Origin of the sequence: Brevibacterium aurantiacum, assembly GCF_900169065.1 — a bacterium.
In the GTDB taxonomy this organism is placed as follows: domain Bacteria; phylum Actinomycetota; class Actinomycetes; order Actinomycetales; family Brevibacteriaceae; genus Brevibacterium; species Brevibacterium aurantiacum.
In genome coordinates, this window is the sequence record NZ_FXZB01000005.1 from 77,015 (window position 1) to 91,209 (window position 14,195).

10 protein-coding genes are annotated in these 14,195 nt (G+C 63.4%); 9 read left to right on the forward strand and 1 reads right to left on the reverse strand.

Annotated elements, in window-relative coordinates; genetic code table 11:
- Positions 1 to 75: 75 nt before the first annotated feature.
- The 9 genes from BAUR9175_RS04725 to manA all read left to right on the forward strand — a co-directional run bounded on the left by BAUR9175_RS04725 (position 76) and on the right by manA (position 13,025).
- On the forward strand, positions 76 to 663 hold the full coding sequence (locus tag BAUR9175_RS04725) for a DUF5998 family protein (RefSeq protein ID WP_009884546.1): 588 nt from the start codon (positions 76 to 78) through the stop codon (positions 661 to 663).
- A complete protein-coding gene (locus BAUR9175_RS04730; protein WP_009884545.1) occupies positions 663 to 1,826 on the forward strand; it encodes an alkaline phosphatase family protein in 1,164 nt (387 codons plus the stop codon). Before BAUR9175_RS04725 ends, BAUR9175_RS04730 begins: the two co-directional genes overlap by 1 nt.
- Positions 1,827 to 1,890: 64 nt before the next feature.
- Positions 1,891 to 3,192, forward strand: a complete 1,302-nt coding sequence (locus BAUR9175_RS04735) for a methyltransferase (RefSeq protein WP_257944266.1) — start codon at positions 1,891 to 1,893, stop codon at positions 3,190 to 3,192.
- A gap of 121 nt (positions 3,193 to 3,313) precedes the next feature.
- Complete coding sequence (locus BAUR9175_RS04740) at positions 3,314 to 4,555, forward strand: 5-(carboxyamino)imidazole ribonucleotide synthase (RefSeq protein ID WP_101583098.1); 1,242 nt, start codon at positions 3,314 to 3,316, stop codon at positions 4,553 to 4,555.
- Between the two features lies 1 nt (position 4,556).
- Positions 4,557 to 5,111, forward strand: a complete 555-nt coding sequence (gene purE / locus BAUR9175_RS04745; protein ID WP_009884542.1) for a 5-(carboxyamino)imidazole ribonucleotide mutase — start codon at positions 4,557 to 4,559, stop codon at positions 5,109 to 5,111.
- A gap of 37 nt (positions 5,112 to 5,148) precedes the next feature.
- Positions 5,149 to 6,297: an acyl-CoA dehydrogenase family protein gene (locus BAUR9175_RS04750; RefSeq protein ID WP_029417529.1), complete on the forward strand. Its 1,149-nt coding sequence runs from the start codon at positions 5,149 to 5,151 to the stop codon at positions 6,295 to 6,297.
- A gap of 329 nt (positions 6,298 to 6,626) precedes the next feature.
- Positions 6,627 to 8,156 carry an LCP family protein gene (locus BAUR9175_RS04755; protein ID WP_101583099.1) on the forward strand — a complete coding sequence of 510 codons (1,530 nt, stop codon included), beginning with the start codon at positions 6,627 to 6,629 and terminating at the stop codon, positions 8,154 to 8,156.
- A gap of 262 nt (positions 8,157 to 8,418) precedes the next feature.
- On the forward strand, positions 8,419 to 11,352 hold the full coding sequence (locus BAUR9175_RS04760; RefSeq protein WP_257944268.1) for an NlpC/P60 family protein: 2,934 nt from the start codon (positions 8,419 to 8,421) through the stop codon (positions 11,350 to 11,352).
- 359 nt (positions 11,353 to 11,711) lie between these two features.
- Positions 11,712 to 13,025, forward strand: a complete 1,314-nt coding sequence (gene manA, locus BAUR9175_RS04765; RefSeq protein ID WP_101583103.1) for a mannose-6-phosphate isomerase, class I — start codon at positions 11,712 to 11,714, stop codon at positions 13,023 to 13,025.
- A gap of 502 nt (positions 13,026 to 13,527) precedes the next feature.
- Here manA and BAUR9175_RS04770 read toward each other — a convergent pair.
- Complete coding sequence (locus BAUR9175_RS04770) at positions 13,528 to 14,193, reverse strand: 3-oxoacid CoA-transferase subunit B (RefSeq protein ID WP_069599887.1); 666 nt, start codon at positions 14,191 to 14,193, stop codon at positions 13,528 to 13,530.
- Positions 14,194 to 14,195: the final 2 nt, after the last annotated feature.

A 14,195-nucleotide genomic window follows, 5' to 3' on the forward strand; every position in this document is an offset into this window, starting at 1 on the left:
GCAAGGTCACCGAACAGGAGCCGAAGGAACGGTGCGAAGTGGGAAGAGTCGGGCGAGTACGGCACAATAGGAGTCATGGCTTTACCCGAAGTTCTCGTCCACGATCTGCAGTCGGCCGGATACTACCCACAGCTCACACAGGGGATTCTGGCTGATTCTCTGTTCGACGAACCGGTTCTCGCGCACTTCGTCCACATCGACACTCATGTCGACATCGAATCGATTCACCGGCACGTCACCGCGTTCGTACTCACCGAGACGCGACTGCTGCTTGCGCACGTCGACGACGATCCCAACGTCGCGCCCGGCTCCAAACCGCGTGCCGTGACGAGCAGCGAAGACATCGAACTCTCACGCCTGGGCACCGTCATGGTCGGCCGGACGTTTGCCGACCCGGCCGCCTACATCCCCGGTGACAAGCCCGTCGAGGTGTCATTGACCATGTCCTGGGGCGCCTCCCGACGGATCGAAGCCTTCCCCGAGACCTGTGGGGACCCGGACTGCACAGCCGACCACGGCTACGGCGGATCCATCTTCTCCGAAGACGTCATGCTGCGCGTCTCCGCCGAAGCTGAGGGCCAGTCTGCCGTTGACCGGATCGCGGAGTTCGCCGGTAAGCTGCGTGCCGCCGTCTTCCACGCCAGGCTTCGGTCCCGCCGCTGATGGCAGATGGGACAACCTCACCCCTGACGGGGCCGCCCGACTATTCCGGGCCTATCCTCTCCGACGTGGTCCCGGCTGCGGCGCTCAGCCTCGGCGCGGGTGAGATCTTCGACGACACGGCACGGGCCAGGGCACAGTCCCTGGGACTCGACCGGGAGTCGCGGACGACGATCGTCGTCCTCATCGACGGTATGGGGGAGAGCCAGCTGCGCCAGTACAGCGGCTACACCCCTTTCTTCCGTTCCATGGCGGCCTCGCGGCGAACCCTGTCCACAGGGTTTCCCTCGACGACCGCGAACTCCCTGTCCTCACTGGCTACGGGACGTCTGCCCGGTGGCCACGGCGTCGTCGGGTATCGCGTCCTCGACCCGTCCAAGGATACTGTGTTCAACCAGCTGACCTGGGACCTCGATGTCGACCCTGTCTCTTGGGTGCCCGACGCGACCCTGTTCGAACGCCTCACCGAGGCCGAGGTCGATGTGGTCAGCCTCGGGGAGGCGAAGTTCGCCGGACGCGGACTCAACCGGGCCTCCCTGCGCGGCGGACGGTTCCGTGCCTCGAAGACGCTTGAAGAGCGCTGCGCCCAGGCCATCGAAGAGGCGAAGGCTCCCGGCCGGCGGCTCGTCTATCTCTACTGGGGCAACCTCGACAAGACCGGACACGTTCACGGTTCCAACTCCTCGCAGTGGACCGAGGAACTCGAACACGTCGATCTGGCTCTGTCTCAGCTGGCCAACGGCCTGCCGGCCGATTCGACGATGGTCGTCACCGCTGATCACGGAATGGTCGACATCGACCACACCCTGCGCCTCGACCTCGCCGATGCACCCGCGCTGCGCTCAGGGGTCAGGCACGTCGGCGGCGAACCCCGGGCAGTCCACCTCTATGCCGAGGACGGCGCCGAGGCTGACGTGTACTCGGCCTGGACCGAGACCGTGGGGGAGCGGGCACTCATCCTCAGCCGTGACGAGGCCATCCGGCGAGGCTACTTCGGCCCCGTCGACCCTCGGTTCCGGCAGCGCATCGGGGACTTCATGATCATCTGCCGCGACGAATTCGCCATCGTCGACTCGGACAACGAATCCGCCTCCGCGATCGCGCTCATCGGACACCACGGTTCGACGACGGAACGCGAGCTGCAGATTCCCCTGCTCGTGGTCTGAGCCGGGTGGCCGAGGACGAGATGCACCGCGATTCCCCGATGACCAGATGCCTCAGGAGGCCCCGTTGACCGAGCTCGAGTGGACCGAAGACGGTGCCCGACGATCGGCGACCTGGCATTCGGAGAACCAGTCCGCAGCCCCGACGCAGGTGACGGTCATCAGCGACGACATCACCGCCGATGCCGCCTACCGTCTGGCACGATCGGGGACCGCGCTGCTGTGGCGCGGGGACTATCACAACGGGCGTCAACTGCTGCAGGCGATGGACCGCCGTTTCAAGCGCCACAGTGAGCACCGTGGCGGCGGTCAGCAAGGGGCGACCGGTAGAAACGGTGGCCGCGGCGGCAAGCGTGGGACAGCCGGCAATCACGGGGCAACCGGCAATCACGGGGCAACCGGCAATCGCGGTGACCTCAGCGCACTGGGAGCCTTCGAAACGCAGCGTCGCTTCATCGCCGAACGAGCCCGTCTGCTCGGTACACTCATCGTCGAACTCGATGGCGACCACCAGCTGAACCTGCGTCGCGCCCCCGATGTCAGTCTGGCCTGCGAGGCCGCCTACGGCCCGTCGACGGGACCGATGTGCGTCTCGCTGACCGAGCTGAACGGGGTGCTGAGCGCCTACCAATGGCAGCTCAAGGGCGTGTCCATTCCCGCCCTCGGCGCCGACGTCCACCCGCGCTACGGGGTATTCTCCCCGATCCGCGGAGAATACGTCGATCTGGTCGCCCAGACACCATTTCCCGGGGCCGAACCGGCCACTGATGCTTCGTCGGCACCGGAGGCGTCGGCACCACAGTCGTCCGCACCAGAGCCATCGGCACCACAGACGGCTTTCGACCTCGGCACGGGCACCGGCGTGCTCGCCGCCGTGCTGCTGCGCCGCGGTGTCGAACGGGTCGTGGCCACGGACATCAACCCGCGTGCTGTGGCCTGTGCCCAAGAAAATCTGGATCGATTGGGATTGGCTTCATCCGCCGAGGTGGTCGAAGCCGACCTCTTCCCATCAGGTCGGGCCGATCTCATCGTGTGCAACCCGCCGTGGCTTCCTGCCCGCCCGACGTCGGCCCTCGAAGCCGGCATCTACGACCCGGGATCCGATGTGCTCCACCGCTTCATCGACGGGCTAGCCGCGTATCTGAACCCGGCGGGCGAGGGCTGGCTGATCCTGTCCGATCTGGCCGAACATCTTGGCTTGCGGACCCGGGAGGCGCTGCTCGAGCGCATCACCGCTGCGGGCCTGCGCGTCCATGATCGACACGATACGACCCCGCGCCACCCCCGCGCCTCGGACACTACCGACGAACTCCACAAGGCACGCGGTGCCGAAGTCACCTCGCTGTGGCGGCTGCGCCTGGCCACCTGAGGCCACGCCACTTGGGGCCACGCCACTTGAGGACAAGCCACCTGAGGTCGAGCACTCCTCCCACCGAGCGTGAGACTCACATGATGAACCTGCGCGTCCCATGTCCGCGGCGGACGATAGGATGGCGAACGTGACTTTTCCTCGTGTTGGTGTCATTGGCGGCGGCCAATTGGCACGTATGCTTGCCCCTGCCGCAGAAGCCCTCGGCATCCGCTTCTCAGTTCTCGCTGAGACCGCGGACGCCCCGGCCACCCAGGTCATCAATGAGGTGAGCGTCGGAGACTATACGGACTTCGCGACCCTCAAGGCCTTCGCCGAGGCCGTGGACGTGGTCACCTTCGACCACGAGCATGTTCCTCCGGAACACCTCCAGGCCCTCGCCGAGGCGGGTCACGCGATCCGCCCGGGACCGCAGGCTCTCATCTTCGCTCAGGACAAGATCCTCATGCGCCGACGCATGGACGAACTCGGACTGCCGAACCCCGCCTGGGCAGAGATCACCTCCCGCAGTGACATCGAAGCCTTCGCCGACCGAGTCGGGTACCCCTTCATCCTCAAAACACCTCGCGGCGGCTATGACGGCAAGGGCGTGCGAGTCATCGACAGCCTCGACGAGGCTGCAACCTGGCTTGACGAGGTCGGGCAGCTGCTGGCTGAAGAAAAGGTCGACTTCACCCGCGAACTCGCCGTGATGGTCGGACGCTCTCCGATGGGGCAGACCGCGGTATGGCCCGTTGTGGAGACCTGGCAGCAGAACGGGGTGTGCAAAGAAGCAGTCGCACCGGCACCGGGACTGGCAGCCGAGAAGTCGAAGGAGATCACCGAGGCGATCCTCAAGGTCGCCGGAGCCCTCGACGTCACCGGTGTGATGGCCATGGAGCTGTTCGAGACCGCGGACGGCTTCCTCATCAACGAATTCGCCATGCGACCCCACAACACCGGCCATTGGACCCAGGACGGGGCGGTGACAAGCCAGTTCGAACAGCACCTGCGCGCGGTCCTCGACCTGCCCCTGGGCAGCCCCGCAGCTCGGGAGGACGTGTCTGTGATGGTCAACATCCTCGGCGCAGACCACGAGGACCTCTACCATCCCTATCTCCATGTGATGGCTCATGACCCCGCGATCAAGGTCCACCTCTACGGCAAGGGTGTGCGCCCGGGCCGAAAGGTCGGCCACGTCAATGCCTACGGACGCGATGCCGCCCTGGTGCTCGCTCGCGCCCGCCATGCGGCGGACTTCATCGCCGGCGTCGACGTCGATCCGCACCCGCAGATGCCGGCTCCGACCGACCTCGACGCCAACGCCGGACCGTCGACCGACGACACCGGCAGCAGCGATGCCACCCGCGACGAAAGGGACTGATATGTCGACAGATGATGGGAACTCAGGGGCCGCCTCGGCGAAGGAATCTGCAAATTCCGGCTCAGCCGTCGTCGGAATCGTCATGGGCTCGGACTCGGACTGGCCGACGATGAAGGCCGCCGCAGAAGCGCTCGACGAACTCGGCATCGACTCCACCGCCGAGGTCGTCTCCGCCCACCGTATGCCCGAAGACATGGTCGAATGGGCCAAGACCGCAGCCGACCGCGGCCTGCGCGTGATCATCGCCGGCGCCGGGGGAGCGGCCCACCTGCCCGGGATGATCGCCTCAATGACCTCACTGCCGGTCATCGGCGTGCCGGTCCCATTGAAGTACCTCGACGGAATGGACTCGTTGCTGTCCATCGTGCAGATGCCCGGCGGGGTCCCCGTGGCCACCGTCTCGATCGGCGGGGCGAAGAACGCAGGCCTGCTGGCGGCCCGCATCCTCGGCGCCGGCGACACCGACTCCGCGGCGCAGATCCGGCACCGTCTCGATGAACATCGGAAGTCCCTCCGGCAGGTCGCTCTCGACAAAGGGCAGGCTCTGCGGCGATAATAGAACTACTTAACGAGCGATCAGTAATAGGAGAATGATGTTCGACCTCTACCAGCCCAGCGAAGAACACGAAGAGATTCGCGCCGCCGTGCGCAACGTCGTCGAGAAGAAGATCACCCCCTTTGCCGCCGAGGTCGACGCCGACTCCCGCTACCCGCAGGAAGCCCACGACGCACTGGTTGAGACCGACTTCTTTGCCGCACACATTCCCGAAGAGCACGGCGGCATGGGTGCCGATGCACTGGCTGTGGCCATCATCATCGAAGAGGTCGCCCGTGGCTGTGCCTCGTCCTCGCTCATTCCGGCCGTGAACAAACTCGGCAGCATGCCCGTCCAGCTCGGGGGCAGCGAAGAGATCAAGGCGAAGTACTTCCCACAGGTCGCCCGCGGCGAGGCCGGGTTCTCCTATGGCCTCTCCGAGCGCGAAGCCGGCTCCGACACCGCCTCGATGAAGACTCGTGCCGTCGCAGACGGCGATGATTGGATCCTCAACGGTGTGAAGACCTGGATCACGAACGCCGGCGTCTCCGAGTACTACACGGTTATGGCTGTGACCGACCCCGACGGTGCACGCGGTCGCAACATCTCCGCCTTCGTCGTGGAGAAGTCCGATGAAGGATTCACCTTCGGTGAGAAGGAGCGCAAGCTCGGCATCAAGGGCTCGCCGACACGTGAGCTCCTCTTCGACAATGTCCGTCTGCCCGGCGATCGCATCATCGGTGATCCCGGTGAAGGGCTGAAGATCGCCCTGCGAACCCTCGACCACACGCGCGTGACTATCGCCGCACAGGCCGTGGGCATCGCGCAAGGTGCACTCGACTACGCGATCGGCTACGTCAAGGAACGTCAGCAGTTCGGCAAGAACATCGCCGAGAACCAGGCCATCCAGTTCATGCTCGCCGATATGGGCATGAAGCTCGAAGCCGCCCGCCAGCTCACCTACACCGCGGCAGCCAAGAGCCAGCGCATGGACGAGGACCTCACGTACTTCGGTGCGGCGGCGAAGGCCTTCGCCTCGGATGCGGCCATGGAGATCACGACCGACGCCGTGCAGCTGCTCGGCGGAGCCGGCTACGTCGTCGACCACCCGGTCGAGCGGATGATGCGTGATGCGAAGATCACACAGATCTACGAAGGCACGAATCAGATTCAGCGCATGGTGATGGGGCGCAAGCTCATCGCCTGATGCCACACCCGCCTCGGCGGGAAAGAATCCGGACTTCGAGGAGGAAGGCCACTGCCAGCAGGCGGTGGCCTTCCTCTGTGTCCTGGGTCTGCAGGGGAGGGCGGGGCAGGTCTGTGACGGGGTCTGCGAGGGGGTCCGTGTGACCAAGTCCACCTGTCACCACGCGACATGCGCAGGTGAAATGTGCCGGAATCCCGGGTTCTCACGCGCCACAATGGATGAACACAGTGGACTCTCCAGAAGGTTTGGCACAGTGGACTGCGTCGCTGCGGGCTTCGGACCCGCGCGTGTGGCCATCACAGCAACGAGCACGAAGCAAAGGTAGGTCAGTGGCCGAAACGAGATACGTCGACCCCATCCATCACCCGTCGTATGCCTCACAGCCGACGCGTGATGTGCGGGCGTGGATTCTTCTCCTGATCAGCGTGCTCATCCCCGGGGGTGTGCAGCTGCTGTTCCGGTCTCGCCGCTGGGCAAAGGTCTCGCTGTCGATCACCGCGATCAGTTGGATCCTCGCGATCATCGCGCTCGTGGTGATCATCATCGATAAGAAGTTCCTCTTCACGATCGGCACGAACCCGATCCTGCTGACATTTCTCATCATCTGGCTTCCGGTCATCGCGATCAATTGGATCGTGTGCCTCTTCGACACGCTGCGCCGGATCAAGCTGGTCACGCTCTCGGCAAGAGCCCGCAAACGCTTCCTCGCTGCATTCTGTGCCCTCGTGCTCATCGTCGTGGGCCCCTTGGCCTGGGGCACGACGCTGCTGGACTCCCAGCGTGGGCTGATGGCCGACCTCTTCTCCTCGGGCAAGGCGGCGAAGCCCGTCGATGGGCGCTACAACATTCTTCTGCTCGGATCTGATGCGGGCAAGGGGCGCACCGGCATCCGCCCGGATTCGCTGTCCTTGGTCTCCATCGATGCGAAGACGGGCAAGACCGTCATCGTCGGCCTGCCGCGCAATATGGAGAACGTGCCGTTCCCCAAGGACTCACCGCTGCACAAGTACTACCCGCAGGGGTACAACTGCGGTGATGAATGCCTGCTCAACGCCGTCTTCCAGCAGGGCGAGCAGCACAAGGACGAGTTCGAGAATCCGAAACGTGCCGGCGAGCAGGCCACGATGGATGCCGCCTCGGCGATCACCGGACTCGAAGTCCAGTACTTCGCCATGGTCAATCTCAAGGGATTCGAGAACCTCATCGACTCTCTGGGCGGCATCACGCTCGTCTCCGGCGAGCGTGTGCCGATCTCCTCAAAGGTCGATCCGACCACGGGCGAACACGGACCGGTCAAGGGCTGGATCGAACCGGGCAAGCAGAAGCTCGATGGCTTCCACGCCCTGTGGTTCGCCCGTTCCCGTGAGTTCTCCAGCGACTACGAGCGCATGATCCGGCAGCGCTGTGTCCAGACCGCGATGGTCAAGCAGCTCGATCCCGCCACGGTGCTGACCCGATACCAGGAGATCGCCAAAGCCACTCCGGGGGCCCTGGCCACCGACATTCCCTCCTCCGAGGTCGACGACTTCGTGGACCTGGCGTTGAAGGTGAAGTCGCAGAAGATCGAGTCGCTTGACCTCACTCCGCCCAACGTGACACCATCTGATCCTGATTTCGACGCCGCCAGGACCTTGGTTGCGGACACCATCGAAGAGTCGTCCAAAGACGCTGAGAAGGACAAAGGCGCTCAGACGGCCCCCGGCGGCTCTGCCGGAGCCGTTGCCGGGGTCAACGCAAGTCTTAGGACTGTTGGGAGCGTGGGCGGAACCAATCCGCAGATCAGTGCGCAGGGCAGTGCCGAAGGCGGCTCTGACGAGGACAAAGAGATCGCGGAGAGAGAAATCTGCTACGTGCCCTGAGGCAGACATCACGTTCCCGGAGCACGGTGGTTCTGTCCTCAGTGAGAATCTGCAGCAGATTCCCGGAAAAAGTTTCTCTCGGTGTGTCCCGTGTAAACACTGGGAACCACACCCGTGTAATTTGCTTATTTTGTTATTTGGCTAGTCTGACACGCCGTATATGTGTAACAATTTTGAGATGTTGGGATTACCCACCGTCCTGCCAACGGTGAGATGATTCCAGGGCCTGAACTTCCCTGACTTCCTCGAAAAGGCTGTAACGATGAAATACTTATTGCCCACAGTCGCGGGCTGCGCTTCGGTCGCACTCGTCGGCACCTTAGCGGTCACGGCACCGACTGCCTTCGCGGCATCGACAGAGCCAGAAGTGACCCAGAAGGCGCTGAGCGTGAGCGAAGACGGACTCAACGTCCCCGGCGCCCGCGATTCCAGTGATTCCACTGCCACCGCCGCCAACCAGAGCGCAACGAGCAACCTGCCGAACATCTTCAAGTCGCAGACCGCTGTCGCTTCGACGAATGTGCCAGACATCGTCAACGTGAGTGCGGGTGCTTCGGCCGCTGCATCCACGGGGTCGGTCAATCCGGTTTCTGCCAGCCTGTCTTCCCCAGAGAGCGGCAACGGATCCGCAGGTGCCCAAGACTCCGCCCCGGCGGCTGAACCGTCGGCACCGGCTGCGGAGCAGGAGGAGAAAGACGGCGCGTCAGAGGACGCGAAGTCTGAGAACTCCGAATCGTCCGAGGACTCGAAGGACAGCGACGACATCTCGGGCTCAGTGCGTCAGAAGACCGAGGACGGCGTCAACATCGCGCTGATCTCCGACGTCCTCGACGTGCCGACGAACAACCCGAGCCTCATCGGCTTCACCTTCTCGCAGTCGAAGTCGAACATCCGGATCCAGGTCCGCGTCAAGAGCGGTTCTGAATGGGGCAACTGGCAGTCACTCGATGAGGAGCAGAAGGAGCAGGCGAAGAACGAAGGCTCCGAGCCGTTCACCGTCAACCGCGCTTCGGGTGTGCAGATGCGCATCCTCGGCGACAAGGCTCCCAGCGACGCCGAGCTCGTCCTCGTCGACCCGAAGCAGAATCCCAACGATGCTGCTGCTGTGGCCGAGAACGACCCAGTAGAGCTCGAGCCACAGAACTCGACCTCATCCGACAGTGCGGCAGACACCGCTGAGTCGACTCCCGACTCGAGTGCGGATTCTGCGAGCACCGAGACCGCGGCCGCTTCAGGCCAGGCCGAGGTCACCAATCAGAACTACGTGCCCGGATCTTCATCCGTGAGCACCGTCGCGAAGTCCGCTAAGGTGCCGAAGCCGAAGATCGGCTCGCGCAGCTCCTGGGGCGCCAAGGCATACAAGGGCAGCCCGGACTACGCCAGCAGCGTCAAGCAGGCGGTCGTCCACCACACAGCCGGCTCCAACAGCTACTCGGCTGAAGACGTCCCGTCGGTCCTGCGCGGTATCCAGTCCTACCACCAGTCGGGCCGCGGCTGGAGCGACGTCGGATACAACGTCATCGCCGATAAGTACGGTCGTCTCTGGCACGCACGCGGCGGCGACATCAAGAAGGCCGTTATCGGTGCCCACGTGGCCGGACACAACACCGGAACCTTCGGCATCTCAGTGCTCGGCTCCTACGACAAGTCGGCTCCGCCGAAGAAGACCCGGGACGCTGTCGCCTCGGCGATTGCCTGGAAACTCTCGCTCGATGGTGTCAAGCCGAGCAAGTCGACCGTCGTCGCGCACCGCGACCTCGCGAACACCAGCTGCCCCGGTGACGCCTTCTACTCCAAGATGGGCGAAATCCGCTCAACTGTCACCGACATCATGAACTCCGGTGATCTGCCGTCCGATGAGAAGAAGGACGACGACAAGAAGGACGACGACAAGAAGGACGACAGCAAGAACAAAGATGACGGTAAGAAGGACGACGGCAAGAAGGAAACGCCGAAGCCCAAGACCGCGATCGAAAAGTACGCTGCCGACCACAAGAAGGAACTCGGCAAGGCCACTGGCAAGGAACACGATGTCAAGGGCGTAGCCGGAGCACGTGCTCAGACTTACGAGAAGGGCAACGTCTACTGGTCCAAGAAGACCGGTGCGTACCACCTGACCGGAGCAATCAAGAACTCGTTCAAGGGTGACGTTGTCACCCAGTTGGGACTGCCCACCTCGCAAGAGAAGGGCGGTCTGAAGGACGGGGGATCGGCACAGTCGTTCCAGAAGGGCAAGATCTACTGGTCGAAGGACACCGGTGCTCACTACACCACCGGCACCCTTCTGAAATATTGGGGTGACAAGGGGACCATCAAGGGTCACCTCGGTTACCCCGAGTCGGACCCGGTCTACAAGGACGGGCGAGGCGAGCAGCTCTTCGAAGGTGCTCGACTCGTCTGGGCCGAGGGCTACGGAACCACAGAGTTCTCGCCCACAGGAACGATCGACGGCGGTGTCGTCGACAACAACGGTCCGGGTGATTCTGAAGACGCCAATGCTTCCGGTGGTGCCGATGCGTCGGCACCACCGGGGGACAGCGCCACAGATGGCGGTTCGGCTGCAGACTCCGGGGAAGGTTCTACAGACGACAAAGACGCCAAGGGTGACGACAAGGATTCCAAGGACGACAAGTCCAAGGACGACGACAAATCGGACGACGATAAGTCGAAGACCGAAGAGCCCAAGGGCGATTCGAAGGGTGACGACAAGTCGAAGGACGACAAGTCCAAGGACGACGACAAGTCCAAGGACGATAAGAAGGACGACAAGTCGAAGGACGACAAGTCCGATGACAAGAAGGACGACAAGAAAGACAAGCCGTCCAAGGCAGAGAAGATCCAGGCTCAGCGTGACTCCATCATCAAGGAGGCGAAAGCCCACCTCGGTGTGAAGTACGTCTGGGGCGGTACGTCGCCGACGAAGGGCTGGGACTGCTCGGGGTACACCCAGTACGTCTATGGCAAGCACGGCATCAAGCTGCCGCGCACAACCAGCCAGCAGCGCAACGCCGGCACGGTCATTCCGGCCAGCGAAGCGAAGGCTGGCGACATGATCTGGATCCCAGGTCATATCGGCATCATCTCGGAGACGAAGGGTCAGATGTACGACGCTGGCTCGACCCGGACGAACACGACGAAGCGCAGCTACAGCTGGATGCTCGATCGTGGAGCAAAGGTCATCCGCGTCGTCGGCTGATGACAGCAGCATCGCCTTCATCGGGCGAGACTGCACATGCCTCGTGGCCGGTTCCGAAAGGGACTGGCCACGAGGCATTTCGCGTGCCACGAGGCGTTTCGTCTATGGGGTTCAAGCACAGCCCCGCTCCGGATCTCCAGAGACTGATGCCGCTGCCCGCCATCCGAACTTATGAGGGCAACCCCACCGGCCTGTGCATTTGCCCTGGTAACACCCGGTGAATTGCAGATGTCCTGGCCTGAACAGTCAGTGAAGCCACTTCCGAAATCGGTGATTAGTCGAGGTGGACGCGCTAACGTGGAGAAGCACACACGGCATGTGTGTACATCCGATGATTCCAGCCGAAGGGGACCAAGACAGTGCGTCGATTGCACAACACGGTCAAGAATTTCGCGTGGGGCAGCACGGACGCGATCCCGGCAATCCTGGGTACCGCACCCGACGGCACTCCCTGCGCCGAGCTCTGGCTCGGAGCTCATCCCCTCAGCCCCTCGCGGTTGGACAACGGACAGTTCGATCAGCAGAGCTCGACTCACCGGTCGGCGCAGCAGGGCTCATCGTCATCTGTTGATGTGAAGACGAACAGCACCACGGTCGGCCCCAACCTCATCGAATACCTTGCCGGTGATCCTGCCGGACTGCTGGGCCACGACTCTGTTCAGGTCTTCGGGCCACGTCTGCCCTTCCTTCTCAAGGTTCTCTCCGCGCAGAAGGCACTCTCCATTCAGGTTCACCCGAACCCCGAGCAGGCGGCCCTCGGGTTCGCCCGCGAGGAATCCGAAGGTCCCGACCTCGATTCCCCGACGCGCAACTACAAGGACCCCTCGGCCAAACCGGAACTCATCTACGCTCTGACTGAGTTCCACGCCTTGACCGGTTTCCGGTCCCGCAAGGCCATGCGCTCCACCTTCGAACGCCTGCTGTCGCTGTCCCTGTCGCCGACCTCACTGGACTTTCTGGGTGATGTGCTCTCGGCGCTGAAGTCCGTCACCGAAGCCAAGGCCTTTGCCAGGGCCGTCGAGCTCGTCCTCGGTGACTCTCGGTCCGCAGGATTTGTCGACGAGGTTGCCGGACAGGATCTGGCAGAACTTCCCGACGGCCATATCAGCCGTTCGGGCACGGCAGTTGACCCTGCAGAGACCTTCCAGGAACTCGTTGCTGACTACCCGTCCGATCCCGGTGTGCTGGTGGCGCTCATGCTCAACCGCGTGCACCTGCAGCCCGGTGAGGCCCTGGCGATGGAATCCGGCGTCCTGCACGCCTACCTCGGCGGGACCGGGATTGAGGTCATGGCCTCCAGCGACAACGTTCTGCGCGGGGGACTGACGAACAAACACATCGACATCCCCGAACTGGGCAAGGTCGCAAAGTTCACTTCCGCCAAGCCTCGGATGGTCGAACCCGACCGTGACGGAATCCTCCTCGGGGCGACTGAGGACTTCGCACTGCAGTCGCTGCGGTGCCCTCGACTGACTCAGATCGAACGCCGCGGCGCCAGCATTGCGCTGTGCACCTCGGGAAGCATCACACTGACGTCGCTCGGGTCCACGGTGACACTGACACGTGGTCAGAGCGTCTTCATCGCGGCGAACGAGCCCACAGTGACCGCTGACGGACACGGCGACCTGTTCGTGGCCACCACCGGCCTCGACAACTCGCTGCCCTTCGCCTGAACTTTCCGCAGCTGGTCAGAGACTACTCGCAACTGGTCTGAGCCGACTGCGTATTGGCACCACGCACTGTGAGCAGCAAACCACCCCTTTGCTGAGGTGCCTTTTGGCACGGAGTGTAGGCGGTGCAGAACGAACTGTTGTCTGTGATGGTAACGGGGCGCTCAGCGACCAACAGGGTGTTGAGTGGCTTGCGGTGCGTGGTGAGTCTGGTCGCCGCTGCGCTGATCGCCTGCGACCATCCTGCGAAGCGCTCTCTGCAGACGGCACAACATACCCGCAGCACAGTGCTCCCTTGTGCCTTCCCTGCACAGCGCTCCTGACATACGGAAGAGTGGCACACGGAAGAGGCCGTCCTCGGCCGAATTCCTCTGAAGGAATCGGCCCAGGACGGCCTCTCATCAAACTGCCGGGACGATCAGACTTAGCGCCTCTGCCGCGCCGCTAGTCACCTAGCGTGACCGCGGCGCGCCGACCATCCGGCCGACATCCGAGAGTCAGCGTCTCAGGCTGCGTCGACGGAGATGGTGGCGACGTCGTCGGGGACGTTCACCTCGGCGCCGGTCTTCTCCTTGACCTCATCGACGGTGACTCCGGGAGCCAGTTCGACGAGGGTGAAGGAATCTCCACTGACGTCGAGCACGGCGATGTCGGTGATGATGCGGCTGACGACGCCCTTGCCGGTCAGAGGCAGCTCGCAGCTCTTCAGCAGCTTGTGCGAACCGTCCTTGGCGACATGGTCCATGATGACGATGACGCGCTGCGCACCGTGGACGAGGTCCATGGCACCGCCCATGCCCTTGACCATCTTGCCGGGGATCATCCAGTTCGCGATGTCGCCGTTCGTTGCGACCTGCATCGCGCCGAGGATCGCGGCATTGACCTTGCCGCCGCGGATCATGCCGAAACTGGCTGCGGAATCGAAGTACGAGGCACCGGGGGCCATCGTGACGATCTCCTTGCCGGCGTTGATGAGGTCGGGATCGATCTCGTCCTCAGTCGGGTAGGGACCCACGCCGAGCAGACCGTTCTCCGACTGGAGGACGAGGTCCACGCCCTCGGGCAGGTAGTTGGGCACGAGGGTCGGCATTCCGATGCCCAAGTTGACGTAGCTGCCGGCTTCGAGCTCTTGGGCCGCGCGGGCCGCCATCTGGTTTCTTGTCAATGACATAT